The organism is Sphingomonas sp. BT-65, assembly GCF_026107375.2.
Taxonomy (GTDB): domain Bacteria; phylum Pseudomonadota; class Alphaproteobacteria; order Sphingomonadales; family Sphingomonadaceae; genus Sphingomonas.
In genome coordinates, this window is record NZ_JAPCIA010000001.1 from 2,741,975 (window position 1) to 2,766,902 (window position 24,928).

The following is a 24,928-nucleotide window of genomic DNA, read 5'->3' on the forward strand; positions in this document are numbered from 1 at the left end:
TGGTGGAGGGGTAGGTCGCCGCAAACGAAGCGGCTCGCTTGTGGAGACTACCCCTCCACCAGCTGCGCTGGTCCCCCTCCCCCTCCGGGGGAGGAATGGAAATCGTACTGCTCCGCTTGCAATGTTGGAACTGGTTTGCTTGCCTGCTCCGAATGCGCTTCCGCTCGCCCCGCCCGGATCGTTCGCTCCGCCGTTCCGGCATGCGGGGAAGGGCGAACCGGGGGAGACGTGGCGTGAACTTTGACAACTTCCGGCGCGGCTCGCCCGCGAATCACCCCACACTGGCGGTCCCCGCGCACGGCGCTATGCTGCACTCCCGTACGCCGTGCGACAGACGCGGCTCTTGGGGGCCTTCCATTTGAACAATCTTCCGATCGGCATTCTCGGTATCGCCGCGATCATCGGCATCGCCGTCCTGCTCTCGTCCAATCGCCGCGCGATCCGGCTGCGCGTGGTCGGCGCCGCCTTCGCGCTCCAGGCGGGGATCGCGGTGCTCGTGCTCTACGTTCCCGCCGGCCGCTCGGTGATCGAGGGGATGGCGCGCGGCGTGTCGGCGCTGCTCGGCTACGCCCAGGCCGGCACCGACTTCATCTTCGGCCCGCTCGCCAAGCCCGAGATGGGCGGGCACAGCTTCGCGATCGCGGCGCTGCCGGTGATCATCTTCTTCGCCAGCCTGGTCTCGATCCTCTATTATCTGCGCATCATGCCGCTGGTGATCCGGTGGATCGGCGGCGCGATCGAGAAGGTGACCGGGGTCAGCAAGGTCGAATCCTTGTGCTCGGCCGCCAACATCTTCGTCGGCCAGAGCGAATCGCCGCTCGTCATCCGCCCCTATCTCGCGGGCCTTCAGCCGGCACAGCTGTTCGCGGTGATGAGCGTGGGCATGGCCGGTGTCGCGGGCACGATCCTCGCAGCGTACGCGGCGATGGGGATCGACATCCAGTATCTGCTCGCAGCATCCTTCATGGCCGCGCCCGGCGGACTGCTGATGGCCAAGATCATCATGCCCGACGAGCCGGTGAAGCAGCCCGAATTGCCGCTCGACGGCGAAGCCGCGGCGGAGCCCGAGGAGGCGGCGATCCGCGCGGTCGAGCATGACATCGAGGAAGAGCGCCCCGCCAACCTCATCATGGCCGCGGCGATGGGCGCGCAGACCGGCGTCAAGATCGCGGTCGCGGTGGGCGCGATGGTGCTCGCCTTCGTTGCCTTGGTCGCGCTCGCCAACGGCCTGCTCGGCGTAGTCGGCGGCTGGTTCGGCTATCCCACGCTCACCTTCCAGGGGATCATCGGCACGATGTTCGCGCCGATCATGTTCCTGATCGGCATCCCATGGGCCGAGACCGGCGCGGCGGGCAGCCTGTTCGGCACCAAGATGGTGCTCAACGAATTCGTCGCCTTCCTGAACCTCGGCACGACCGCGGGGCTGAGCCAGCGCAGCGTCGCGATCATCACCTTTGCGCTGTGCGGCTTCGCCAATTTCAGCTCGATCGCGATCCAGATGGCGGCGACCGGCAGCCTCGCCCCCAACCAGCGCCCGGTGATCGCCAAGCTCGGGATCAAGGCGCTGGTCGCGGGCAGCCTCGCCAATTTGATGAGCGCGGCGCTGGCGGGGTTATTGCTGCCGTGAGCGAGCGGCTCGTCGCGCACGTATCGAAGGGCAAGACGCTCGGGCTCACGCTGATCTCGGTCGGCTTTGTCGCGATTGGCATTTGGCTCGTTGTGAGCCCGGAGGAAGCCGCCAGCCGTCGTCTTAGCGATCCGGCGATGGTCTGGGGCTTGGGTTGGCTTGTGATTCTGATCTTCGGCGGGTTCGGCGTCGTCGGTGCGCGGCAGCTATTCCGGGCCGGTCCCGTGATGGAGGTCGATTCCCGGGGCATCCTCTGGCGGCGGTGGTCGGATCAGGTGATCCCCTGGAGCGCCATCGTCCGTGTCGAACAGCAGGCGATCCAGTACAACAAATTTCTGTGTCTGTGGCTCGATGTGCCTGAGCGCTATCCCGGGCGGTCAACGCTCGGCAAGCTGGCGGGCCTGAGCAAATTCATGGGAAGCGGTGACGTCACGCTCTCCGTGGCGGGCACCGACCAGAGCTTCAAGCGGCTGGTCGAAGTGGTCGATGCCCATATGCGTACGCACGATCAGCGCGTCGGCACCGGCTCCGCGCCCGAATAGTCGTAGAAGCCGCGCCCGCTCTTCCGCCCGTACCAGCCGGCCTCGACATATTTGACGAGCAAAGGCGCGGGGCGGAACTTGGGGTCGCCGGTGCCCTCGAACAGCACGCGGGTGATCTCGAGGCAGGTGTCGAGCCCGATGAAGTCGGCGAGCGTGAACGGCCCCATCGGGTGGTTGAGGCCGAGCTGGATCGCGGCGTCGATGTCGGGGATCGTCGCCACGCCCTCGCCGAGCGCGAAGCACGCTTCGTTGAGGAACGGCATCAGCACGCGGTTGACGATGAAGCCCGGCGCGTCGTTGGCATGGACGATGCGCTTGTTCAGCGTCTTGCCATAGGCCTCGACCGCGGCGACCGTCGCGTCGCTGGTGGCGAGCCCGCGGATCAGCTCGATCAGGCCCATCACCGGTACCGGGTTGAAGAAGTGCACGCCCATGAAGCGCGCCGGATCGGGTGAGGCCTGCGCCAGCCGCGTGATCGGGATCGAGGAAGTGTTGCTGGCGAGGATCGCGTCCTTGCCCAGCACCTTGCCGACCTGGGCGAAGATCTCGCGCTTGATCGCCTCGCGCTCGGTCGCCGCTTCGATCACCAGGTCGCACGGGGCGAAGGCGTCGGTGCCCGCGACGCACTCGATGTTGGCCAGCGCCGCGTCCATTGCCTCGGCGGTGATCTTCTCCTTCTCCACCGCCCGCGCCAGCTGCTTGGCGATTCCGGCCTTGCCCTTCTCGGCGCGTGCCTGGTCGACGTCGGACAGCAGCACGCGATAGCCCGCCTGCGCCGAAACCTGGGCGATTCCCGCCCCCATCTGCCCCGCGCCGATCACGCCAACCGTCTGCATGTCATCCTCCGAAAATCTGATATGCAGGCGTCCTACCGACTCGCTTGCGAAACGGCTAGAAGGGGGTTTCATGCTGACGATCGCGTTGCTCGCCTTGGCCCAGGCGGCTGCCCCGCAACAGGGACCGATCAAGTCCTTCGGCGCCTGGGTGGTGGCCTGCGACAACGCCAAGCGTTGCGAGATGACCTCGATCTGGCCCGACGACAACCAGCCCGAAGAGGGCTCGGTCTACGATCAGATTTCGGTCTCGATCGATCGCGCGGCCGGGCCGGCGGGTGGCTTCACGGTCGAGATCCAGCTTGTCGGCAATTCGGGGAGCGACCCGGTGCTGGTGAGCACCGCGGAGGGCTTCAGCATCCGAGCTGTGCCGAAGAACGATCTGCTGCGGTTCACCGGCGCCGATGCCGCGCGAATCATCGCGGCAATGGTCGAGGGCGACGATCTGCGCGTCGGCTCCGAGGTCGATGTCACCGGCATGGTCTCGCTCAAGGGATCGTCGGCCGCGCTGCGCTTCATCGATGCCGAGCAGGGCCGTGCCGGCACCGTCACCGCGGCGGTGGCGAAGGGGGCGAAGCCGGCGAGCGCGGTGCCGGCACCGCCCGCGCTGCCGAAGATCGGCTATGTCCGGCCGGCGGGCGCTGCCGCACCCTTCACTCCGGCAATGCGCAAGGCACTCGACAAGGCGAGCGAATGCGGCAGCGTCTATGAGGGCGGTACCGGCGAACTGCCCGGGGCCGAGACGCACGCGCTCGGCGGCGGCAAGACGCTGGTGCTGCTGCCCTGTGGCAGCGGCGCGTACAACTTCTCGACCGCGCCCTACATCCTCGCCGCCGGTGCCGCGCCGGTGCGTGCGCGGTTCGACGTCCCGCCGGGCATGATCGCGGAGGGGCCGCAGGAGCTGGTCAATGCGAGCTTCGACGCCAAGACCGGGCGGCTCGAAAGCTACAGCAAGGGCCGCGGCATCGGCGATTGCGGGAGCGCGGAGGCCTATGTCTGGGACGGGGCGATGTTCCGCCTGGTCGAGGCGCGCTCGATGCCCGAATGCCGCGGATCGGTCGACTGGCTCACCACCTGGCGCGCGCAGGCAGTGGCGAAGTGAAACGCTATCGCGCGGGCCATGCCCAATCGGGTCGGCCGGCTTGATCGACGATCGTTTCGCCCAGCTCCTTGCGAAGTTCGATGCGGAAGGTTTCGGCATGCCGGTCGAGCGCGTCCACCAGCCTTGAGGCGTGCGAGACGACGATGATCTGGCACCGCTCGGACGCCTTGATCAGCAGCCGGGCGAGTGGATCGAGAAGGTCGGGGTGGAGGCTAGATTCGGGCTCGTTCAGGATCATCAGCTCCGGCGGCCGCGGTGAGAGCAGCGCGGCGGCAAGCAGCACATAGCGGAGCGTGCCGTCAGACAGTTCCGACGCGAGCAGCGGGCGGAGAAGCCCATATTGCTGCATCTCGATCTCGAACCGTTCGCCGACCGACAAGGTCGCGCCGTCAAAGGCATCCGCGATGGCGTTCTCCAGGCTATCGACGTCGCCGATCTCGATGATGGTCTGCAGAGCGGCGCCGATGTTCGATCCGTCGCTCGCCAGGATCGGGGTGAAGGTCCCCACCTGGGCATGTCGCGCGGGGGCGTCCCGGTCGGTGCGGAGATCGTCGTAGAAACGCCAGTTCCGCATGCGCTCGCGCAGGTGCAGCAATTCGAGGCCATCGGCGGCATCGGCACAATGCGTCATCATGCTGTCGAAGGCGGAGAGGTTGCCGAAGCTGTTGCGCCATGCACCCGATTCGCTGCTTCGGACGCGGACCAGCGGGCCATGGCGATCCGCAACCAGGTTGGCCCGGCCCAGCGTCGGTCCCATCCATAGCGCTTCCACCTTGATCTCGGGATCGTGGCTGAACCGGGTGCGCGACGGGATGGGCAATCCCAGATCGACGGCATAGCTCAGGTCTTCCGTGGCGAAGCCCAATTTGAGGCTGACCGGCCCGCTTCGAACCGTTCCCTGCACGGGCTGCGCGCCGAGGCGCATCTCCCGGCTGAACTTCTCCGGACCCGCCCACAGTGTCGATGCCAGCCCCCCTTCCGCAGCCAGCGATGCGATGGCGCGGCCTTGGGCAACTTCGGAGAGCAGCCGCAATGCCCGATACAGGCTCGATTTGCCGCTGCCATTCGCACCGGTAACGACATTGAGCCTCCCCAAGGCGAGCTTCACGTCCCGAAGCGAACGATATCCCGATACGGCGAGGCAGGTGATCATCCCGTGACGCTGCTTCCCTCGGGCAGCGCGATCTCGAACAGCTTGGGCCAGCGCTTGCCGGTGACGTAGAGCTTTCCGGCCTTGTCGTCCCAGGCGATGCCGTTGAGCACCGCCTCGCCGTCCGGCGTCGCGACCGAGGCCGCGACGACGTTGAGGTCGATCGCGCCCTTGATCACGCCCGTCGCCGGGTCGATCCGTGCGATCAGGTCGCTGTGCCAGATATTCGCCAGCACCTCACCGCGCACATATTCGAGCTCGTTGATCTGCCCCACCGGCCGCCCGCGCCAGGTGACCGTCACGCGCCGCCGTTCGGCGAAGGTCGCGGGGTCGAGGAAGCGCAGCTCGGGGGTGCCGTCGGAGAGGATCAGGCTCTCGCCATCCTGCGTCAGCCCCCAACCTTCGCCGGGATAGCTGAATTCGCCGAGCTTGCGGAACGTCTCGCGATCCCAGCGAAAGCCCTTGCCGTGCTGCCAGGTGAGGCTGACGATCGAGCTGCCCCAGCCAGTACTACCCTCGCCGAAATACTCCGCGGGCAATCGCACCTCGCGTTTCACCTTGCCGGTGGCGAGATCGACTTCGCGGATCGCCGACGCCCCGCGCTGGCCGGTGCTCTCGAACAGACGCCCGTCGTGGAAAAACAGGCCCTGGGTGAATGCGCGTGCGTCGTGCGGATAGGTCGCGATCACCCGCACTGCCTCGATCGGCGGTACGGCGTCCTGCACTGCGAGGGGAGCGACGGGGCCGGAATCGACAGGGCCAGAATCAGCAGGGGCTGCCGCGGCCGTGATGGCCAGGGCAGCCCCCGCGATCATTCCCCGCCCGGCAACAATCAGCCGGCGCATGGAAAAAGCCTTACTGGGCCGGCTGGAGGTTCACCGCGGCGTACTTGCCGCGACGGTCCACCTCGAGCTCGAACTCGAGCCGGTCGCCCTCGTTAAGCGTCGGCATGCCGGCGCGCTCGACGGCGCTGATGTGCACGAACGCATCGGGCTGGCCATCGTCGCGCTGAATGAAGCCGAAGCCCTTCATCGCGTTGAAGAACTTGACCGTGCCGGTCGCCTTCTCGCCGGTCAGCTGGCGCTGCGGGCCACCGGCACCGCCGGCGCCGCCACGCGGACCGTCGCGGTCGCGCGGCGGGCCGCGATCCTCGACCGGAAGCGGCTCGCCGTCGATCTTGAGCTCGGTCGCGCTGATGCGCCCGCCGCGATCGACCAGCGTGAAGCCGAGCGGCTGGCCCTCGGCCAGGCCGGTCAGGCCCGCCTGCTCGACGGCGCTGATATGGACGAACACGTCCTCGCCGCCATCGTCGCGAACGACGAAGCCGAAGCCCTTCTGGCTGTTGAAGAACTTGACCACGCCGGTGCCTTCGCCAACGACCTGCGGGGGCATGCCGCGACCGCCGCCGAAGCCGCCGCCACCACCGCCACCGCCGCCGAAGCCGCCACCACCGCCGCCGCCGCGATAGCCACCGCCACCGCCGCCGCCGAAGCCGCCGCCACCGCCGAAGCCGCCGCGGTCACCGAAACCGCCACCGCTGAAGCCGCCGCGATCACCATAGCTGCTGCTGCCGCCGAATTCGTCGCCGCCGAAACCGTCGCGCTTGTCTCTGCCGCGCCCGCCGCGATCCCCGCGGCGCCCTCGATCAAAACTCATTGCCCTGTTCGTCTTCCCGGTCGCCCAACTCAATCTCGAAAGCCGTGCGCCGGACGAAGACGCAGACATTCCGGCGCTCTAACGACACGCCCATGGAATCGGGTCATAGCCGAGAACGGGACAAGAGGCGAACGATTTCGTCGCGATTCCAGCACTGCTCCAACACATGCTTGCGCCTGCGTTGCAGGGACGGCAGAGCAAATGTCCATGGATATCGCTGCTTTGCTCGCCGACCCGGCCGCCTGGGCCGCCCTCATAACCCTGATCGTGATGGAGGTGGTGCTCGGCATCGACAACCTCATCTTCATCTCGATCCTCACCAACAAATTGCCCGAGCATCAGCAGCAGCGCGCGCGCCGAATCGGCATCGGCCTGGCATTGGTGATGCGCATCCTGCTGCTCTCGATGATCTGGGTCATCGTCTCGCTGACCACGCCGGTGTTCGACCTCGGCCTCCAGGGCGCGCCCGGCGCGCATGGCGAGCCGAGCTTCGAGACCGCCTTTTCGTGGCGCGACCTGATCCTGATCGCGGGCGGCCTGTTCCTGTTGTGGAAGGCCACCAAGGAAATCCACCACACGATCGATCCCGTGCCGAGCGACGACGAGATCCTCGACAAGAAGCAGGTGGCGGGGCTGAACTTCGGGTCGGCGATCGTTCAGATCATCCTGCTCGACATGGTCTTCTCGGTCGATTCGATCCTGACGGCGGTCGGCATGACCGACGAGATCGCGATCATGGTCACCGCGGTGATCGTCACCGTCGGCGTGATGCTGGTCGCGGCCGATCCGCTGGCGAACTTCATCAAGCGCAACCCGACCGTGGTGATGCTCGCGCTCGGTTTCCTGCTGATGATCGGCGCAGTGCTGATCGCCGACGGCTTCGGCGTGCACGTGCCCAAGGGCTATATCTATGCCGCGATGGCCTTCTCGGCGCTGGTCGAGGGGCTCAACATGGTCGCACGCAGGTCCAAGACGAAGCGGGAGGGCGCCGGGGAACCGCCGCGAGCCCCCTAAGCTTGGCATTGAGCGTTCAGGCTTAAACGGCTAGGCGCAGACGATGGCCGTTTTCCTGCACGAAGAAGATATTCCCGAAGGGCTGTTCGCCCCCGGCGCCGACATCGCCGTCGATACCGAGACGATGGGGCTGATCACCCCGCGCGATCGCCTGTGCGTCGTCCAGCTCTCCGACGGCGGCGAGGACGAGCATCTCGTGCGCTTCTCGCCGGGCAGCGACTATGCCGCGCCCAATTTGCGCGCGCTGCTCGCCGACCCGGCGCGGGTGAAGCTCTATCACTTCGCGCGCTTCGATCTCGCGGCGATCCGCCACTATCTCGGCGTCACCGCGGCGCCGGTCTATTGCACCAAGACCGCCTCGCGGCTGGTGCGCACCTATACTGACCGGCACGGCCTCAAGGACCTGGTGCGCGAGCTGCTCGGCCAGGAGATCTCGAAGCAGCAGCAATCGTCCGACTGGGGCGGGCCGGTGCTGAGCGACGCGCAGAAGGACTATGCCGCCTCGGACGTGCGCTATCTCCACGCGATGCGCGAGGAGCTCGACCGCCGCCTCGCGCGCGAGGGACGGGTGACGCTGGCCCAGGCCTGCTTCGATTTCCTGCCCCACCGCGCCGAGCTGGATCTCGCCGGCTGGCCCGAAGTGGATATCTTCGCGCATGTCTGAAGCTGTGCCGCACCAGCCCGCTCCCCCACCCGGCCACCCAACGCCAGTATCCTGTGGGTGGCCGGATGGGGGAGCGGGCTGGTGCCGCTCTCCCGGCGAGAACGCGCATGTCTGAGATCGCCGTCCAGGAACGCTCGCGCCGCAAGCGCTGGGCGCGCCCGGGCAGCAGTCACGACCATATCGTCCGCACCGTGCTGCTGATCCTGCCCGCCGGGATCGGCGTGCTCGGCGCGTTCCTGGTGATGGCGCCCTTGTTCATGGGCGGCGACGTGTCGTTCGTGCTCGACAAGAACAAGGTCGATGTCGCGACCGAGCGGCTGCGCATCCAGTCCGCGCGCTATCGCGGCGCCGACGCCAAGGGCCAGCCCTTCGTGCTGCGCGCAGGCTCGGCGGTACAGAAGAGCTCGGCCGAGCCGGTGGTGCAATTGAACGATCTTGCTGCCGGCATCCGCCTGTCCGACGGCCCGGCCGAGGTCCGCGCCGAGCGCGGCCGCTACGACATGGACAGCGAGCAGGTCGCGGTCGACGGCCCGATCACCTTCCGCAGCGCCGACGGCTATCAGCTCGACACGCGCGATTCGACGATCGACCTTAAGACCCGCCGCCTGACCGGCACCGGGCAGATCGACGGCCGCACGCCGCTCGGCACCTTCAGCGGCAACAAGATGACCGCCGATCTCGACAAAAGAACCGTGCGGATCGAGGGCAATGCCCGCTTGCGGATCGATCCCAAGCGCGCAAATAGGTGATCATGGCCCGCCTGCTCCTCATCGCCGCGCTCGCCGCCACTGCCACGACCGGGGTGCTCGCCACCTCGGCGCTGGGCCAGGCGCGCCACGACTCGAACGCGCCGATCGATTTCGCCGCGCAGAGCATCGACCTGCAGGACCGCGCGAACCGCGCCATCCTGTCGGGCGGGGTCCGGATCACCCAGGCCAACATGACGCTCACCGCCTCGCGCGTCACCGTCACCTATACCGGCCAGGTCACCGACGGCTCGCCCTCGGTGTCGCGCTTCGACGCCTCGGGCGGGGTCACCGTCACGCGGCCCGACCAGACCGCGCGGGCGCAATATGGCGTCTACGACATCAACCGGCGCGTGATCACGATGCTCGGCAACGTCACGCTGACCCAGGGCAGCAACCGGGTGAGCGGCGGGCGGCTGACGATCAACCTCGATACCGGCCGCGCGTCGATCGACGGTTCGGGTGCCGGCGCGACCAAGGCGCCCGACGGGAGCGTGATCCGCTCGGGCGGCCGCGTCACCGGGCGTTTCACCGTCCCCAAGCGCGATTGATCGCAGGCGGGGTTTCGCTCCGCCATGTTCGATCCTAGCTTCGCTCCGCGGCTTGCCATGCATGAAACTTGCGCCCGCATGGGCTTTGCCCATGCATGAAACTTGCCAAGTGACTGCACGGCAAGGAATCGCTAAGCATCGCCTGCGACCAGAAAGGGCATCATGGCAGACGTCGAAACGCTGGAACCGGTAACCGCCGCTGGGACGGGCAGCCCGCCCGCCTCGGGCCTCGCCGTGGTCTCGATCGCCAAATCCTATGACAAGCGCGTCGTGCTGTCCGACGTCTCGCTGTCGGTCGGCAAGGGCGAGGTGGTCGGGCTGCTCGGCCCCAACGGCGCGGGCAAGACGACCTGCTTCTATTCGGTGATGGGGCTGGTGAAGCCCGATGCCGGTCGCATCATGCTCGACGGGCAGGACATCACGCCGTTGCCGATGTACCGCCGCGCGATCCTCGGCCTCGGCTACTTGCCCCAGGAAACCTCGATCTTCCGCGGGCTGACGGTCGCCAGGAACATTTCGGCCGTGCTCGAGCTCGCCGAGCCCGACCGCGCGGCGCGCGAGGCGCGGCTCGAGCGGCTGCTCGAGGAGTTCGGCCTGACCCGGCTGCGCGATGCGCCGGCGATGGCGCTGTCGGGCGGCGAGCGGCGCCGTGCCGAGATCGCCCGCGCGCTCGCCGCCGATCCCTCGATCATGCTGCTCGACGAGCCCTTCGCGGGCATCGATCCGATCTCGATCTCGGACATCCGCGACCTGGTGAAGGAGCTCAAGACGCGCAACATCGGCGTCCTGATCACCGACCACAATGTCCGCGAGACGCTCGACATCGTCGACCGCGCCTCGATCATCTATGACGGGCGCGTGCTGTTCGCGGGCTCGCCGGCCGATCTGGTCGCCGACGCGAACGTACGCCGCCTGTATCTCGGCGAGGGCTTCTCGCTCTGATCTTATGAGCCTCGCCCCCCGCCTCGATCTGCGGCAGTCCCAATCGCTGGTGATGACGCCGCAGTTGCAGCAGGCGATCAAGCTGCTGGCGCTGTCCAACCTCGAGATCGAGACCTTCATCGCCGAGGAGCTCGAGAAGAATCCGTTGCTCGATTCGAGCAGCGGCGAGGAGCGCGAGCCTGGTGATGCGCCCGAACCCGAGCCGGCGGCCGAACGCGATGGCCCGGCGGATTCGGCCGAACTGCTCGACGCCGGCGCGGCCACCGGCGAAGCCTCGCTCGACGTCGATTTCACCGCCGAGACTTTCCACCACGACAGCCCCTCGGATTCGATCGGCGGGCTTGATGGCGGGTTGGGGCTCGGCGGTACGGGAGCGGGCGGGGGCAGCGAGGACGGGCCGGACTTCGACAGCTTCTCGGGGCCCGATCTCAGCCTCGCCGATCACCTGCTTGCCCAGGCCGGCGCGGCGGTGGATGGCGCCGACCTGTTCATCGCCCAGCATTTGATCGACCAGATCGACGAGGCGGGCTACCTCACCGCGTCGCTGCTCGACGTCGCCACTCGGCTCGGGGTGTCGCTGGCGCGGGTCGAGGCGGTGCTGGCGACCATCCAGACCTTCGACCCCACCGGCGTCGGCGCGCGCGATCTCGCCGAATGCCTAGCGCTCCAGGCGAAGGAGGCCGACCGCTACGATCCCTGCATGGCCGCGCTGGTCGCCAATCTCGACCTGCTCGCGCGCGGCGAGCTGGCGCGCTTGAAGCGCATCTGCGGAGTCGATGACGAGGATATGGCGGACATGATCCGCGAGCTGCGCGGCTATGATCCCAAGCCCGGCTGCCGCTTCGGCGGTGAGCCGATGCTGGCCGTTACACCCGACATCTTCGTCGCGCCGCGCGGACAGGGCTGGGCGGTCGAACTGAATAGTGCGACGCTGCCGCGCGTGCTCGTCAACCGCGCTTATTATGCCGAGGTGTCGGCCGGGCCGCAGGACAAGTCGAGCAAGGCGTGGCTCTCGGACATGCTCGCCAGCGCCAACTGGCTGGTCAAGGCGCTCGACCAGCGCCAGCGCACGATCATCAAGGTGGCGAGCGAGATCGTGAAGCAGCAGGAGGCATTCTTCCGCCACGGCGTTTCGCATCTCAAGCCGTTGACGCTGCGCCAGATCGCCGACGCGATCGAGATGCACGAATCGACGGTCAGCCGCGTCACCTCCAACAAATATCTCTCCTGCGCGCGCGGGCTGTTCGAGCTGAAGTACTTCTTCACCTCGGCGATCCAGTCGGCCGATGGCGGCGACGCGGTCTCGGCCGAAGCGGTCAAGAGCGCGATCCGCGCGCTGATCCAGGCCGAGGACCCGCGGAAGATCCTCTCGGACGACACGCTGGTCGAGATGCTCAACTCGAAGGGGTTCGATATCGCCCGGCGCACCGTCGCCAAATATCGCGAGGCGATGGGCATCGGCAGCTCGGTCCAGCGGCGGCGGCAAAAGGCGCTCGAGGGCGCTTGACAGAAAAGCGCTGTTTGCCCGCCGCGTCATCCGTGCCAAAGCAACTGGCATGACCAGCATCGGCATCTACGGCAGCCTCGGTCGCATGGGCGTGGCGATCCGCGACATCCTGGCGGAGCAGGGCGTGAAGTTCGCGGGCGGCGCCGATGCGGGCGACGATCCCGCCGCGCTCGCCGCGGCGGCGGATGCGCTGGTCGATTTCTCGACTCCCGCCGCGCTCGAGGCGCATCTCGCCGCAGCACGCGCCGCAGGCACGCCGATCGTGATTGGCACCACCGGCCTCGCCGCGCAGCACCATACGGCGATCGACGAGGCCGCGCGCGACATTGCGGTGCTGCAGACCGGCAACACTTCGCTCGGGGTCGTGCTGCTCGCCCGGCTGGTGCGTGAGGCTGCGGCGCGGCTCGGGCCCGACTGGGACATCGAGATCGCCGAGATGCACCACCGCCAGAAGGTCGATGCCCCCTCGGGCACCGCGCTGATGCTCGGTGAGGCCGCGGCGGCAGGGCGCGAGGTTGCGCTGGGCGACGTGCGCGTCGCCGACCGCGCGGGCCTCACCGGCGCACGCGCGGAAGGGACGATCGGTTTCACCTCGCTGCGCGGGGGCACCGTCATCGGCGATCATATGGTGATCCTCGCCGGCGCCGGCGAGCGGATCGAGCTGACTCACCGCGCCGAGGATCGCGCCATCTTCGCGCGCGGCGCGGTCAAGGCGGCGCTGTGGCTCGCGGGCAAGCCCGCCGGCCGCTACACGATGGACGCGGTGCTCGGCCTTTGAAGAGGGCTGACATCTTCCGCTTCTTCGAGCGGCTGGCCGAAGCCAATCCGCACCCGGAGACCGAGCTCGAATCGGTCAACGACTATACGCTGCTCGTCGCCGTGGTGCTCTCGGCGCAGGCGACCGATGCGGGGGTCAACAAGGCCACGCGGCGGCTGTTTCGGGAAGTGGACACGCCCGAGAAGATGGTCGCGCTGGGCGAGGATGGCCTCAAGCAGCACATCAAGACGATCGGCCTGTTCAATGCGAAGGCCAAGAACGTCATCGCGCTCAGCGAGGCGCTGATCGCCGAGCATGGCAGCCAGGTTCCCGCCGATCGCGACGCGCTGGAGAAGCTGCCTGGCGTGGGCCGCAAGACCGCCAACGTCGTCATGAACGTGGCATTCGGGCAGGAGACCTTCGCGGTCGACACGCACATCTTCCGCATCGGCAACCGCACCGGCCTCGCGCCGGGCAAGACGCCGCTGGCGGTCGAGAAGCAGCTCGAGAAGAAGGTGCCCCAGCCGTTCCGCCTCCATGCGCATCACTGGCTGATCCTGCACGGCCGCTATGTCTGCAAGGCGCGCACCCCTGAATGCTGGCGCTGCATCGTCGCCGATCTGTGCGCCTACAAGCCCAAGACCCCGCCGCCCAAGGGCTGGAAGCCCGCCGCGGTTTAGCGCTGGCGCGGGCCGCCGCGCTTTGCTAGGCGCTGCTTCCCACGCACCCGTAGCTCAGCTGGATAGAGCGCTGCCCTCCGAAGGCAGAGGCCACAGGTTCGAATCCTGTCGGGTGCGCCAAAGACTTCCGCCACTCTTGTCACTTCTCAATGGCCTTTTGCTCCGGTGAACTTCCGGTGCCGGCGGGTGGAACATCGCTTACGCTCGCTCCCCAAGCAAATGCCGGAGCCTCCTTGAGCAGCCAGATGTGTCGCATGTTGGCAACGTTCACCACGGCCGACTCGGGCGGATAGACCTCAACGGCCCAGCAAGCGGGAAAGCGGGCCCCGATTAGCCGTGGATCACACTAAAATATTGTTAGCCACGTTTCTTGCGGTGGGCGAATGACAAGCATCCGATTGGGCCTGAAAACGCTTGTGCGCCCGGCACGCAGCCGGGCGCTAACTGATTGCAGGTCACTCCGGTTCGGCGGCGTCCTTCACGTCGCCCTTGCTCATCACTGAGACGAGCACGTCGCCGCTGGCGCTGAAATTGCCGACGGGCAGTGTCGCCACCTTGCGGCCGACCAGCACGTCGAGCGATTCGATGCGCCCACGGGCATTTCGGTTGACCTGCTGGAGCTTGCCGATCAGGCGCCCCCGCGCATCCTCGACCCGGGCACCTGGTTTCAGCGCCGCGGCCGGGTTGCCGGTGGCGGATGCCATGCCCGACCCTTCCGCCGAGCCAAAGGCGCTGCCGCCATCGGCCGAACCGCTCGCGGAGCCGCCACCCGAACCGCTGCCAGTGACCGAGCCGCCAAGGCCGCTGGTGGCATTGCCCGCCGCGCCCCGCGCGCGGTCCACAACGCCGCGGCCGCGCTCGACCGTCCCGGCGGCGGTGCCGCGCGCGGTGCCGATGGCGCTGCCCGCACGCTCGCGCATGCGACTGGTGGCGCCGCGGATGTCATCGGTGCCGATCAGGTCAGCCGACGCTCCACCCGATGCGCTGCCCGACGCGTCGCCGCTGCCCGACAGGCCGGCGCGGCGGCCGAGCGCACTGGTCTGGTTGTCCAGCGTACCGCCGATGCCGCCGTCGGCACGGCCGCTGGCGCTCGCCTTGCCGCTGCGGCGGTCGATGCTGCGTTCGATATCGGCCGATCCGCGCGCCTTCTTGGCGGCGCGGGTGGTCTGCTCGACCGGTGCGTCGAGCCGGTCGAGCGGAACGCGCTCCAACGGACGGCTGATCGGGCGATCGATCGTGCCGCCGATGCGGCCGCCAAGGCCGCCGGTGATGCCGCCGGTCAGACCGCCGCCATTGCCGCCAAGCAGCTGGGCCGATGCTGGTACCGAAATCGTGAGGGCCGCAACCGCGGCGGCCGAAAGGAACAGGGTTTTCATCGCTTCCTCCATCGTCCGCGCGCCGGGCTGGCGGCGCGCTTCAGATGGGGAACGGATGCGGTTGCGGGTTTAATCCGCGGAAATTGTCAGCGCGGCCTTGTCGCGCACTCGCCGCAGATCAGCCCGCGGCCGAACTGTTTGTCGGTGCCGCGCTTGCCCATGTCGCGCGCTTCGCCGTCGAGCCCGCGGATCGCCGCATCGATCCCGCCGCTCCCCAGATGCGCCGAAAGCCGCGCCGCGACGAAGGGCGCGGCATAGGATGTACCCCGCACCCGCGTAGCTCGCCCCCCGGCATCCGCCGCCAGCAAGTCCGCGCCCGGCGCGGCGTAGTCGATTTTGAGTGCACGCCCAGCCTCAATTAGTGGGCGCGCTCGCGCGTCTGTGCCAGTCACCGCAATCGCCTGCGCGTAGGATGCGGGGTAGGCCGGCGGGGCAGCGGGACCGTCATTGCCCACCGCGGCAACCACCACCGTGTCCAGCCGCCGCGCTGCGGCGATCACGCGCGCGAGCAGCGGGTTGGGCGGGCCGGTCAGGCTCACCACCACCACCGGCACCTTCTGGCGCACCATCCACGCCAGCGCCTGTCCCAACGCCGCCGCGCTGGCACCCGCCGGATCGGAGCCATAGATATCCGCGACATGAAGCTGCGCGCCCGGCGCGCTCGCCCGCACCTCGCTGCCGCCGGTCAGCAGCGACGCGATCGCTGCCGCATGATCGTTCGGTCGCGGGGCACCCGCTGCGAACCCCTGTTGCGCGGCCAGCCCCGGCGTTCCCGCGCGCACGCCGCCATCGATGATCCCGATCCGTCCCGCCACGCCCGCCTGCGCCGCAACCGGCACCGGCGCGGCCGGCGCGCTGCCACTCCCGCTCGCGAAATAGAGCGGGTCCGCACTCACCTCGCGCCCGCCCGCAACCTTGCGCAGCGCACGCAACGCGCGCTCGAGTCCCACGCCGCGCGGCGTCTCGAACCGCGCATAGCCGACGCCCAGCCCGTCGAGATCAACCTGCTCGATCAGCCGGAATCCCCGTGCCGCCGCCGCGTCGATCACCCCGCGGTCGGCGTCGAGCATCACCAGCTCGCGCGCGCGGACCGCATTACCCTCGGGGTCGATCGCAATACGGTCCGGATGACGGCGGACCAGCTCGCGCATCCGCTCGACCCGCTGCATCGCCAGCGACCGGGCATCGTCCAATGTGCGGTCGAGCCCCCCTGTCACGCGGTCCACCACCCCGCCCACCTGCGGTACGGACGGCAGCTGCGGCAGCAGCTGCGCGCTTCCCGGCAGCGCGAGCAGCAACACGCCTCCGGCAATGATCCGCGCGATCCACATGCCCGCCATCCTAGACTTGCGATTTTTCTGCGTCATGCTGGATGAAACGTGCAGCGGCGTCCGTTTCATCCCGGCAAGCGAGAGGCTCCACGGATTGCGCTTCGAGGACGAATTGCTGGGTCACCTGCCGCGTTTGCGTCGCTTCGCGCATGCGCTCGCCCGCAGCGCAGCGGACGCGGACGACCTGCTGCAGGCATCGGTCGAGCGCGCCCTCATGAAACGCGACCGATGGGAGCCGGGAACGCGACTGGATAGCTGGATGTACCGACTGATGCGCAATCTCTGGATCGACACCGTCCGCGCCGAAACGCGCCGGGGCGAGACCTTCCTCCCGCCTGAGGCCGGCGAGGCGGTCGGCACGGCTGGTAGCCAGGAAATGGCGGTCGAGCTTGGGAAGGTCGCGCAAGCGATGCACACCCTCCCGCCCGAACAGCGCGAAGCGGTGGCGCTCGTGGTGATCGAGGGGTTCGCCTATAAGGAGGCGGCCGAAATCCTCGACATTCCGATAGGCACGCTCACCTCGCGCCTCGTGCGCGGGCGGGAGGCGCTGATGATGCGGCTGGGAGAAGCGGCATGACGATCGATCCTGAAACGCTCATGGCCTATGCCGATGGCGAGCTCGATCCGCTCGCCGCGAAGGGCGTCGAAAAGGCAATCGCCGCCGATCCCGCGCTCGCCGCACAGGTCGATCAGCACCGCAAGCTCGCCGCTTCGCTGCGCGCGGCATTCGATCCGCTCGCCGCCGCCCCGGTTCCCTCCGCGGTCGAAGCGATGCTGCGCGACTCCGCCAGGGTGGTCTTTCTCGTTCCCCGGCCCGCGCGCCGCGAGCGCTCATTCTGGATGGGCGCGGTCGCCGCGAGCCTCGTCGCGGGCCTATTCACCGGGCCGCTGCTCTTGCCGCGTGATCCTGGCGGCGTCGCGCTGAGCAGCGGCACGGCGATCGCGAGCGGCGATGTCGCAAAGGCACTCGGCGCGCAGCTCGCTTCGGTGCAGGCTGGCGACGCGCCGGTCCGCGTGGGCATCACCTTCCGCGACCGCGCGCAACGCTGGTGCCGCACGTTCGAGGCTGGCACGACCGGCGGCATCGCTTGTGCGCAGGGCGGGGACTGGCGGATCGAGCGGCTCTATGGCGGCGTGTCGCAGCAGGGCGGTGCCTATCGCCAGGCCGGATCTCCTGCCGCGGCGATGATGGCCGATGCGCAGGCGATGATGGCGAGCGAGCCGCTCGACGCCGCTGCCGAGCGCGCTGCGCGTGACGCCGGCTGGCGCTAGCAGCGCCTGTACGCGCCGTTCCAACCATGCGAGAAGGCTTGCTCGGACGTCAGTGGTCAACTCGAACTGAATGGATCGCCCTGTCTCATCGCCTTAGCGCCACTCCACGCGGTGCGCCCCATCCGGCTGATCCATAAACACCGCACGCCGGCCGATGAACCGCTCAATCACGTCGCGTGCAGTCAGGCTGTGCTGGCTCGGCTTGACGGTGGTGAACGCCCCGCCCCCCGCGAGAGCGAAGGGAAGCAGCAGCTGGTCCTGCAGATACGGCCCGGCAAAGGCGGCGGATTCAAGATAGCCGGCCATCCGTCCTGCCGCCTTGCGCGCTACCGCTTCGGCAGGCACGCCGAGCTGGCCGAAACCGCTGACGATCTCGGTGACGTCATCGAACACCGCTTCGATCAGCACGATGTTGCCCGGCCCCTGATCCTCGGGGAGCTGACGCACGACGAAGCTCTCCTCGGGCCAGTCGAGCGCCTTGCGCGCCGCTAAGATCTCGCGGTCGGCGATGTCGAAGGGCAGCCCGGCGACGAACGCCGTCACTGAGCATTCGCGCAGCGTGCCGCGCTCGACGCACTCGATCGGGATCAACGGCGCCGGAGTGATATCCACCTCGATCCGTCCGCCGCCACGTGGATAGAAGCCGTGCCGTACCAGCCGCGCCTCGACCTTCGGCCCCATGCGGTTGAGGATCGGCAGGAAGGTCTTCGCGATGAACTCGAACGGCGGGGCGAGCATGTTGTGTGTGCCGCCCTCCAGCACAAGGCGCGAGGGCAAGTCGGCAAGCACCAGCGGCATGAGCAGCGTCTGGAGCACGAGGCCGGTGCTGCCCGCCGTACCCACGGCGAAGCGATATTCGCCGGGCACGACCTTGCCGGGCGTGAAGGCGATTTCCGAAGCCCCCACCGCCAGCCCCTCGCACGTCGCGTTGCCGAGCGCGCACGCTGCCTCGACCGCGGTGACATGCTGGCGCATCAACCCCGGCTTCTCGCGCTTGCCGCGCGCGTTGATGATGCGGAAGGGCTGGCCGGTGATCAGCGACAGCGCGCACGCATTGCGCACCACCTGCCCGCCGCCTTCGCCTTCCGATCCATCGATGATGATCATTGGTTCACCAGTTGAATAAAGAGTTCGTCGGCGCGTTCCGCCCATTTCGCCGAGGGCGCACGGATCGCCAGTTCGGCCGCGCGGCCCAACTCGTCGCCGATCAGCGCGTCGAGCAGCGGCACGCGCGTGCCGTTGCTGCGCTCGTTGGTTCGCGCCTTGGCCTCGACCAATGCGGAGATCGCAGCCGCGGCGCCCGCCGGCAGATCCGCCAGCGCGACCAGCGCCTGCAGGTTCATCGGCGGGCGTTGGTGCGGATGCAGGCGCAGCACGCGGATCGCGAGCGCAGGGCGCAGCGCGTAGAAATATTTCTTCACCGGCACCTCGCCGTCGCCGTCGAGCCAGCGGTCCGCCGCGGTCCGGCCCAGCCGCGCATAGTGATGCGCGAGCGCACGGGCATCGAGCATCGCATCCGCCAGCGCTGCGAGCTTCGCCACGAACGGGTCGTCGGGGCGATAGCGGATCGGGGATTCGATCCACTCGCTGATGATCGCGTTCGACTTGAGCAGCAGGCCCAGCGCCTTGCGCACGTCCCAGCCGTTGAGGTCGATCTCGTCCTCGATCGGCTGCTCGATCACGTCGCGGCCCGGCTGGAGCGACAGATACCAGTCGCGCGGCCGGACATAGAGGAAGCGGATGTCATAGTCGCTGTCGGGCGAGGGAAAGCCCCAGGCGCGCGAGCCGGACTCGACCGTGAGCAGCACGCGCACGCCATCCGCCGCCTCGATCGCGGCCAGCCGGGTCTCGATCTCGCGCCGGACCTGGGGCGCGATTGGGTCTTGCGTAACGGCAGTCATGATAAGTCTCGAAAAAGGGGTGGCGTGCGCCGGGGCATCAGCCCTTGACGCACACCACCTGCTTGAGCGTGTGGACGATCTCCACCAGATCGGCCTGGGCGGCCATCACGGCTTCGATCGGCTTGTAGGCCCGGGGCGTCTCGTCGATCACCCCTTCGTCCTTGCGGCACTCGACCCCCGCGGTGTCGCGGATATGCTCGTCGAGCGTCACCAGCTTCTTCGCCTCGGTGCGCGACATGACGCGCCCCGCGCCGTGCGAGCAGCTGTCGAAGCTCTCTGCATTGCCGAGGCCACGGACGATGAACGACTTGGCGCCCATCGACCCGGGAATGATGCCCATCACCCCCTTTGCCGCGCGAACCGCACCCTTCCGCGTGACCAGCACATTCTCACCGAAATGGTTCTCGCGCTGGACATAGTTGTGGTGGCAGTTCACCGCCTCGGCCTCCGCCTCGAACGGCTTGGCGATCTGGCCCCGGAGCGCGGTGACGACGTTGGCCATCATCATGCGCCGGTTCAGCGCGGCGAAGTCCTGCGCCCAGCCCACCGCCTCGACATAGTCGTCGAAATGGTCGGTCCCTTCCGGGAAGTAAGCGAGGTCCGCGTCGGGCAGGTTGATGTGCCATTTGCGCATGTCCTGCTTCGCCAGCTCGATGAAGAAGCTGCCGATCGCATTACCCACGCCGCGCGAGCCCGAATGGAGCATCACCCACACCCGCGCTTCCTCGTCGAGGCAGAGCTCGATGAAGTGGTTGCCGGTACCGAGCGTGCCGAGATGGACCAAATTGTTGGTCTTCTCGAGCTTCGGATATTTGTCGGTGATGCGCTTGAAGCGCGCCGCGAGCGTTGCCCACGCCTCGACGATCGGCGCCGGGGGCATGCCCCACGCGCCCTTGTCGCCGCGCGTGCCGCGCCCGGTCGAACGGCCGTGCGGAACCGCGCGCTCGATCGCGCTGCGGATGCCCTCGAGATTGTCGGGCAAGTCGTGCGCCATCAGCGAGGTGCGCGCCGCCATCATGCCGCAGCCGATGTCGACGCCGACCGCCGCCGGGATCACCGCGCCCTTGGTCGGGATCACCGAGCCCACGGTCGCGCCGATGCCGACATGCACGTCGGGCATTGCCGCGACATGCTTGAAGATGAACGGCATCTTCGCCGCGCGTGCGAGCTGGTCGCGCGCCTTGTCGTCCACGGGCACGCCGCGGGTCCAGCTCTTGATCGGCACGCCGCCCTCGACATGCTGGTATTCGAACGTCGTCGTTTGGGTCATGGCGACCTCCTGCTTGCTATCATGGTGCCGGCGACGAGTTGTGGCGAGACGTTTTCCTGAGCTACTCGGCTTGCGCCGGGACGGACTTGAACCGCCGACCTCCCGCCTTCCGGCGGGTGCTCTGACCCTGTAGTCCCGCCGGCATTCGCCAGCTTGTTGGTGGTCACGGCGACGAAATTGACCGGACGGTTACGCGCTCTGCCACTGAGCTACGGGCCCCCAATGGTGGACCCGGCGGGATTCGAACCCGCGACCTCGGGATTACAATTCCATGTAGTCCGATCGGCATTCGCCGTGCTGAAAATTGGGCCGTGGCGACGAGGATCGATGAGACATCGGCCTTAAGCTACGTGTCGTCGGCGGGACTCGAACCCGCATCTCCCCGGTGCCTTGCAGCGGTCCGGGGCGCTTTACTCGTTCGGGCCTCCCTGGTGACGATGTAGTCCCACCAGCATTCGCCACGGCCTGTTTCAAACCTCCACTTGCTTGACGATGCTCACCCAGTCGCGCGTCTCGCCACGGGCGAAGCGTGCGACGGTGTCGAACACCGCGTCGGAGAAGCCCCCGACATTGAGAGTGTCAGCCCGACCGGTGGCCTGGGTGGTCCCATAGGGCTGGATGTCGATGCACACGAGCTTCGCGCCCGGGTTGCGCCGCTTGATCCTGTCCCACTGGCGCATCGTCTCGGTCGCGCCGCGGCGGTTTGCGTCCACCCACGACTCATTGTCCGACACGATCACGACCAGGTCGACCGCCGCGTTCTCCGAAACGAGCTGCGCCAGCGGTGCCGACACGTTCGTTCCGCCACCCCCGACCGCCACCAGCTTCGCCGCGTTGACGGCGAGGCGGGCACGCGGATCGAGGTTGAGGCGCACGACACGCTGCTCGAACGGCAGTACGCGCGCCTGCGCATTGATCCGCAGCATCGCCGAGGCGACCAAAGCCGCGATGTCGATGCAGCGCACCTTGGTCGTGGCGCCCTTGCGGACCCCGGTGACCGGCGAGCTCATCGACCCCGACACGTCGGGGCAGACCACGACCTTGCCGCGGATCGCCGGAACGTTGCGAAGCGACGCCTCCAGCGCATCCTCGAGCGCGGCCTGGACCTTGAGCGGCACGCCCTCGCCGACCGAGTTCAGCGCCACCAGCAGCTGGTAGGGGAGAACCCGCGCCTTCGCGAGCGCCTCCGGATCCGCGAGCCGAGCGGCGACCGCCTCGGTCACCCCCTTCACCCCGAACGCGCCGTTGCGCGCCAGCGTGTTGAGGTTGATCCGCAGCGCCTGCCAGCCCATCCGCCCGGCCAATTCGCCCCACTGCATATCGCGCAGGGGAAAGGCGGTCAGCCATTCGAACGGCACCGGCGGCAGCGCGATCCCACGGGGATTGCGCTTCCAGGTCTCGAACGCGGCGATCTCGACCGGCAGCGTGGCGACATCATGCGGCTTGCCGATCAGCCAACCATAGAAAGCGCGCCGCTGCGCATCCGCGGGCTTGGGGTGCACCATCCGCACGATGTCGGCGAGCGAGGGCGCATTGCCCGTCGCGGCGGCCATCAGATCGCGCATCGACGCCTGCTCCAGCCAGCGCTGGACCAGCCGCTTCGGACGCGAGCCGAGCGAGGTGCGCCCGATCTGACCCGAGCGCAGGATCTGCACGAAGTTGCGCAGCATCCGCCCATTGTCGATCACGCGGTCGAAGACGCGGACCGACAAATCGGGATCAGCGACCGTCAGCCACGCGGCGATCAGCGCCGGCATGTCCTTCATCGCGCCCGACTTGCGGGCATAGACCGCGACCTGCGCCGCATAGAAGGGATCGACCACGGCGAGCGCGTCGAGCGTCTGCTTGAGCTGCGCCTCGGCGGTCGCGTAATAGGCGTCGCCGAGCGTGCCGGTCGCGGCGAGCTGCGCGAGCAGCGCCTCCGGACCATAGGCATAGGCGGGCGCGCCCTCCCGGTTGACGGCGTCCGCCGCCGGCAGGAGCTTCGCGATCGCAGTGGCGAAGAGGCCCTTGTTGGCCATGACGCGTCCTTCTCGATTCCTTCGCAGGTTCCGGGGCGGCCGGCCCATTCCGGCCGCCCCTGCCTCTGCGCTGCCGGCGGATAGTGCCGACACGATGGATATTGCAGGGGGCGTGCCAGTTCTTCTCCGATCTCCGGAGATGTTCGTTCAACTATCTGATAATGTGTGGTTTCACACGGAACTTCCGGCGCTGGCCGCGGATCAGCCCGCGATCCGGACGGCGGAAAGAACTATCGATTGCGATACGGATTTATCCAATCGTATAAGCCTCGCATGAAACCGCTCGTCGTCATCGGCTTCCTCGGTTCGACGTTGGACGCGAGCAAGTTCGGCCCCTCGCGCTGGAGCAAATGGCGCCCGTCGGTGGCGCTGACGATGCATCAGGATCTGCGCGTCGACCGCTTCGTGCTGCTGCACAGCAACAAGCATAGCCGCCTCGCGGAGTATGTCGCGGAGGATATCGCCGCGGTCTCGCCTGAGACGCGGGTCGAGCCGCAGCTGATCGAGTTCGCCGATCCGTGGGACTTCGAGGAAGTCTACGGCAAGCTGCTCGACTTCACGCGCGGCTATGCCTTCGATCCGGAGGCCGAGGATTATCTGATCCACATCACCACTGGCACCCACGTCGCGCAGATCTGCCTCTTCCTGCTCACCGAGGCGCGCTATCTGCCCGGCCGTCTGCTGCAGACCCAGCCCGCCGCGAAGCTCGAGAGCGGCGCCGCGCCCGGCCGCTGGACCACGATCGACCTCGACCTGTCGCGCTACGACAGCATCGCCACGCGGTTCGCCGCGGCGAGTGCCGAGAGCACGTCCTTCCTCAAATCGGGAATCGAGACGCGCAACGCCGCCTTCAACCATATGATCGACGAGATCGAGCGCGTGGCGTTGCGCTCAAGGGCTCCCGTCTTGCTCATGGGGCCTACGGGCGCGGGCAAGAGCCGGCTCGCGCGGCGCATCTACGAACTCAAGCACCTCAAGCATCAGATTGCCGGGACCTTCGTCGAAGTGAATTGCGCGACACTCAAGGGGGATGGCGCGATGTCTGCGCTGTTCGGGCATCGCAAGGGCGCGTTCACCGGCGCGGTCGCCGACCGACCCGGGCTGCTCCGCGCCGCCGACAAAGGCATGTTGTTCCTCGACGAGATCGGCGAGCTCGGGCTCGACGAGCAGGCGATGATCTTGCGCGCAATCGAGGACAAACGCTTCCTTCCGGTCGGCGCCGACAAGGAATCCGGCTCCGAGTTCCAGCTCATCGCCGGCACCAATCGTGACCTTGGCGAGGCCGTGGCGGCCGGCACGTTTCGCGACGACCTCTATGCGCGGCTCAACCTGTGGACCTTCCAGTTGCCCAGCCTCGCCGAGCGCCGCGAGGACATCGAGCCCAATCTCGATTACGAACTGGACCGCTTCGCCGAGCGTGAGGGCGACCGCGCCAGCTTCAACAAGGAGGCGCGGCAGCGCTATCTGGCCTTCGCGACGGGTCCGGACGCGCACTGGCCGGGCAATTTCCGCGATCTCGCGGCGAGCATCACGCGGATGGCGACCCTCAGCTCCAAGGGGCGCATCGACGTGGAGTGTACCGATGCCGAGATCTTGCGCCTGAAGCGCCTCTGGTCCGGTCAGCGTGATGCCGGCGCGGACGTGCTGGCCGAGGTCCTCACGCCGGAAGCGCTCGGCGAGCTCGATCCCTTCGATCGCGTGCAGCTCGCCGAGACGGTTCGTGTCTGTCGGCGAAGCCGCTCGCTATCCGAAGCCGGGCGCGCGCTGTTCGCGGCCTCGCGCGCGCGACGCAGCACGGCGAATGATGCCGATCGACTGCGTAAATATCTCGCGCGGTTCAGACTGGATTGGTCCACTGTGCAATCCCGTTGAGTCCGCCCCGGTAAATGTCCGCTTTGGAGGCAATATCTGCTTCTGAGGTTGATCGTCGGAGTTTGCACGAACCCGCCCATTGTCAGCACGTCTTCAGTCAACTTGGAGAACCGT

Annotated in this window: 24 protein-coding genes and 1 tRNA gene; 15 read left to right on the forward strand and 10 right to left on the reverse strand. The window is 67.9% G+C overall.

Annotated features, from left to right (window positions below; all coding sequences use genetic code 11):
- The first annotated feature begins 358 nt into the window (after positions 1-358).
- Together OK349_RS13305 and OK349_RS13310 are read left to right on the forward strand one after the other, a co-directional pair.
- Positions 359-1,627, forward strand: coding sequence for a NupC/NupG family nucleoside CNT transporter (locus OK349_RS13305; RefSeq protein ID WP_265118274.1), 1,269 nt, complete (start codon positions 359-361; stop codon positions 1,625-1,627).
- The gene (locus OK349_RS13310) at positions 1,624-2,169 is read left to right on the forward strand and encodes an STM3941 family protein (protein WP_265118275.1); all 546 of its coding nucleotides are present in this window, start codon (positions 1,624-1,626) and stop codon (positions 2,167-2,169) included. The genes OK349_RS13305 and OK349_RS13310 overlap by 4 nt, the downstream gene beginning before the upstream one ends.
- On the opposite strand, the gene OK349_RS13315 is transcribed toward OK349_RS13310, so the two are convergent.
- On the reverse strand, positions 2,136-3,005 hold the full coding sequence (locus OK349_RS13315; RefSeq protein ID WP_265118276.1) for a 3-hydroxybutyryl-CoA dehydrogenase: 870 nt from the start codon (positions 3,003-3,005) through the stop codon (positions 2,136-2,138). The two genes, OK349_RS13310 and OK349_RS13315, sit on opposite strands and share 34 nt — an antisense overlap.
- Before the next feature lie 70 nt (positions 3,006-3,075).
- Here OK349_RS13315 and OK349_RS13320 point away from each other — a divergent pair, with 70 nt between their 5' ends.
- The gene (locus OK349_RS13320) at positions 3,076-4,104 is read left to right on the forward strand and encodes a DUF1176 domain-containing protein (protein ID WP_265118277.1); all 1,029 of its coding nucleotides are present in this window, start codon (positions 3,076-3,078) and stop codon (positions 4,102-4,104) included.
- 4 nt (positions 4,105-4,108) lie between these two features.
- Here the strand turns inward: OK349_RS13320 and OK349_RS13325 are convergent, their stop codons facing one another.
- The 3 genes from OK349_RS13325 to OK349_RS13335 form a co-directional block, all read right to left on the reverse strand.
- Complete coding sequence (locus OK349_RS13325) at positions 4,109-5,212, reverse strand: AAA family ATPase (protein WP_265118278.1); 1,104 nt, start codon at positions 5,210-5,212, stop codon at positions 4,109-4,111.
- A 41-nt stretch (positions 5,213-5,253) separates the two neighbouring features.
- Positions 5,254-5,979, reverse strand: coding sequence for a glutaminyl-peptide cyclotransferase (locus OK349_RS13330; protein WP_265118279.1), 726 nt, complete (start codon positions 5,977-5,979; stop codon positions 5,254-5,256).
- Positions 5,980-6,109: 130 nt separating this feature from the next.
- Entirely contained in the window at positions 6,110-6,910 is an 801-nt protein-coding gene (locus OK349_RS13335; protein ID WP_301531118.1) for a cold-shock protein, read from the reverse strand.
- A 207-nt stretch (positions 6,911-7,117) separates the two neighbouring features.
- Between OK349_RS13335 and OK349_RS13340 the strand changes: the two genes are divergently transcribed.
- The 9 genes from OK349_RS13340 (at position 7,118) to OK349_RS13380 (ending at position 13,891) form a co-directional block, all read left to right on the forward strand.
- Positions 7,118-7,924, forward strand: coding sequence for a TerC family protein (locus OK349_RS13340; RefSeq protein WP_265118280.1), 807 nt, complete (start codon positions 7,118-7,120; stop codon positions 7,922-7,924).
- Between the two features lie 43 nt (positions 7,925-7,967).
- Positions 7,968-8,588, forward strand: a complete 621-nt coding sequence (locus tag OK349_RS13345) for a ribonuclease D (RefSeq protein WP_265118281.1) — start codon at positions 7,968-7,970, stop codon at positions 8,586-8,588.
- A gap of 107 nt (positions 8,589-8,695) precedes the next feature.
- Positions 8,696-9,337 (forward strand): LPS export ABC transporter periplasmic protein LptC, encoded by a 642-nt coding sequence (gene lptC / locus OK349_RS13350; protein ID WP_265118282.1) that lies wholly within the window; start codon positions 8,696-8,698, stop codon positions 9,335-9,337.
- Positions 9,338-9,339: 2 nt separating this feature from the next.
- On the forward strand, positions 9,340-9,885 hold the full coding sequence (locus tag OK349_RS13355) for an LptA/OstA family protein (RefSeq protein WP_265118283.1): 546 nt from the start codon (positions 9,340-9,342) through the stop codon (positions 9,883-9,885).
- Between the two features lie 162 nt (positions 9,886-10,047).
- Entirely contained in the window at positions 10,048-10,827 is a 780-nt protein-coding gene (gene lptB / locus OK349_RS13360) for an LPS export ABC transporter ATP-binding protein (protein WP_265118284.1), read from the forward strand.
- Positions 10,828-10,831: 4 nt separating this feature from the next.
- Positions 10,832-12,334: an RNA polymerase factor sigma-54 gene (gene rpoN, locus OK349_RS13365; RefSeq protein WP_265118285.1), complete on the forward strand. Its 1,503-nt coding sequence runs from the start codon at positions 10,832-10,834 to the stop codon at positions 12,332-12,334.
- A gap of 49 nt (positions 12,335-12,383) precedes the next feature.
- Positions 12,384-13,112: a 4-hydroxy-tetrahydrodipicolinate reductase gene (gene dapB / locus OK349_RS13370; protein WP_265118286.1), complete on the forward strand. Its 729-nt coding sequence runs from the start codon at positions 12,384-12,386 to the stop codon at positions 13,110-13,112.
- Positions 13,109-13,771: an endonuclease III gene (gene nth / locus OK349_RS13375; protein WP_265118287.1), complete on the forward strand. Its 663-nt coding sequence runs from the start codon at positions 13,109-13,111 to the stop codon at positions 13,769-13,771. Before dapB ends, nth begins: the two co-directional genes overlap by 4 nt.
- A gap of 43 nt (positions 13,772-13,814) precedes the next feature.
- A tRNA-Arg gene (locus OK349_RS13380) sits at positions 13,815-13,891 on the forward strand.
- A gap of 335 nt (positions 13,892-14,226) precedes the next feature.
- On the opposite strand, the gene OK349_RS13385 is transcribed toward OK349_RS13380, so the two are convergent.
- Positions 14,227-15,147, reverse strand: a complete 921-nt coding sequence (locus OK349_RS13385; RefSeq protein WP_265118288.1) for a hypothetical protein — start codon at positions 15,145-15,147, stop codon at positions 14,227-14,229.
- A gap of 86 nt (positions 15,148-15,233) precedes the next feature.
- Positions 15,234-16,478, reverse strand: a complete 1,245-nt coding sequence (locus tag OK349_RS13390) for a S8 family serine peptidase (RefSeq protein ID WP_265118289.1) — start codon at positions 16,476-16,478, stop codon at positions 15,234-15,236.
- A 94-nt stretch (positions 16,479-16,572) separates the two neighbouring features.
- On the opposite strand from OK349_RS13390, the gene OK349_RS13395 reads away from it, so the two are divergent.
- Together OK349_RS13395 and OK349_RS13400 are read left to right on the forward strand one after the other, a co-directional pair.
- Positions 16,573-17,055 (forward strand): RNA polymerase sigma factor, encoded by a 483-nt coding sequence (locus OK349_RS13395; RefSeq protein ID WP_265118617.1) that lies wholly within the window; start codon positions 16,573-16,575, stop codon positions 17,053-17,055.
- Positions 17,052-17,750 (forward strand): anti-sigma factor family protein, encoded by a 699-nt coding sequence (locus tag OK349_RS13400; protein ID WP_265118290.1) that lies wholly within the window; start codon positions 17,052-17,054, stop codon positions 17,748-17,750. Before OK349_RS13395 ends, OK349_RS13400 begins: the two co-directional genes overlap by 4 nt.
- Positions 17,751-17,843: 93 nt before the next feature.
- Here OK349_RS13400 and rtcA read toward each other — a convergent pair whose 3' ends face one another.
- From rtcA to OK349_RS13420, 4 genes are all read right to left on the reverse strand, one after another.
- Positions 17,844-18,857, reverse strand: coding sequence for an RNA 3'-terminal phosphate cyclase (rtcA, locus tag OK349_RS13405; RefSeq protein WP_265118291.1), 1,014 nt, complete (start codon positions 18,855-18,857; stop codon positions 17,844-17,846).
- Complete coding sequence (locus OK349_RS13410) at positions 18,854-19,651, reverse strand: nucleotidyltransferase domain-containing protein (RefSeq protein WP_265118292.1); 798 nt, start codon at positions 19,649-19,651, stop codon at positions 18,854-18,856. The genes rtcA and OK349_RS13410 overlap by 4 nt, the downstream gene beginning before the upstream one ends.
- A gap of 37 nt (positions 19,652-19,688) precedes the next feature.
- Positions 19,689-20,921: an RtcB family protein gene (locus OK349_RS13415; protein WP_265118293.1), complete on the reverse strand. Its 1,233-nt coding sequence runs from the start codon at positions 20,919-20,921 to the stop codon at positions 19,689-19,691.
- A 470-nt stretch (positions 20,922-21,391) separates the two neighbouring features.
- Positions 21,392-22,942, reverse strand: coding sequence for a vWA domain-containing protein (locus OK349_RS13420; RefSeq protein ID WP_265118294.1), 1,551 nt, complete (start codon positions 22,940-22,942; stop codon positions 21,392-21,394).
- Positions 22,943-23,215: 273 nt separating this feature from the next.
- Between OK349_RS13420 and rtcR the strand changes: the two genes are divergently transcribed.
- On the forward strand, positions 23,216-24,814 hold the full coding sequence (gene rtcR / locus OK349_RS13425) for an RNA repair transcriptional activator RtcR (protein ID WP_265118295.1): 1,599 nt from the start codon (positions 23,216-23,218) through the stop codon (positions 24,812-24,814).
- The last annotated feature ends 114 nt before the right edge of the window (positions 24,815-24,928 follow it).

Coding starts and splice junctions, on each gene's coding strand:
- OK349_RS13315 (WP_265118276.1), bottom strand. CDS start 3,005: ATGCAGACGGTTGGCGTGATCGGCGCGGGGCAGATGGGGGCGGGAATC.
- OK349_RS13320 (WP_265118277.1), top strand. CDS start 3,076: ATGCTGACGATCGCGTTGCTCGCCTTGGCCCAGGCGGCTGCCCCGCAA.
- OK349_RS13335 (WP_301531118.1), bottom strand. CDS start 6,910: ATGAGTTTTGATCGAGGGCGCCGCGGGGATCGCGGCGGGCGCGGCAGA.
- OK349_RS13340 (WP_265118280.1), top strand. CDS start 7,118: ATGGATATCGCTGCTTTGCTCGCCGACCCGGCCGCCTGGGCCGCCCTC.
- OK349_RS13345 (WP_265118281.1), top strand. CDS start 7,968: ATGGCCGTTTTCCTGCACGAAGAAGATATTCCCGAAGGGCTGTTCGCC.
- lptC (WP_265118282.1), top strand. CDS start 8,696: ATGTCTGAGATCGCCGTCCAGGAACGCTCGCGCCGCAAGCGCTGGGCG.
- OK349_RS13355 (WP_265118283.1), top strand. CDS start 9,340: ATGGCCCGCCTGCTCCTCATCGCCGCGCTCGCCGCCACTGCCACGACC.
- lptB (WP_265118284.1), top strand. CDS start 10,048: ATGGCAGACGTCGAAACGCTGGAACCGGTAACCGCCGCTGGGACGGGC.
- rpoN (WP_265118285.1), top strand. CDS start 10,832: ATGAGCCTCGCCCCCCGCCTCGATCTGCGGCAGTCCCAATCGCTGGTG.
- dapB (WP_265118286.1), top strand. CDS start 12,384: ATGACCAGCATCGGCATCTACGGCAGCCTCGGTCGCATGGGCGTGGCG.
- OK349_RS13385 (WP_265118288.1), bottom strand. CDS start 15,147: ATGAAAACCCTGTTCCTTTCGGCCGCCGCGGTTGCGGCCCTCACGATT.
- OK349_RS13390 (WP_265118289.1), bottom strand. CDS start 16,478: ATGTGGATCGCGCGGATCATTGCCGGAGGCGTGTTGCTGCTCGCGCTG.
- OK349_RS13400 (WP_265118290.1), top strand. CDS start 17,052: ATGACGATCGATCCTGAAACGCTCATGGCCTATGCCGATGGCGAGCTC.
- rtcA (WP_265118291.1), bottom strand. CDS start 18,857: ATGATCATCATCGATGGATCGGAAGGCGAAGGCGGCGGGCAGGTGGTG.
- OK349_RS13410 (WP_265118292.1), bottom strand. CDS start 19,651: ATGACTGCCGTTACGCAAGACCCAATCGCGCCCCAGGTCCGGCGCGAG.
- OK349_RS13415 (WP_265118293.1), bottom strand. CDS start 20,921: ATGACCCAAACGACGACGTTCGAATACCAGCATGTCGAGGGCGGCGTG.
- OK349_RS13420 (WP_265118294.1), bottom strand. CDS start 22,942: ATGGCCAACAAGGGCCTCTTCGCCACTGCGATCGCGAAGCTCCTGCCG.
- rtcR (WP_265118295.1), top strand. CDS start 23,216: ATGAAACCGCTCGTCGTCATCGGCTTCCTCGGTTCGACGTTGGACGCG.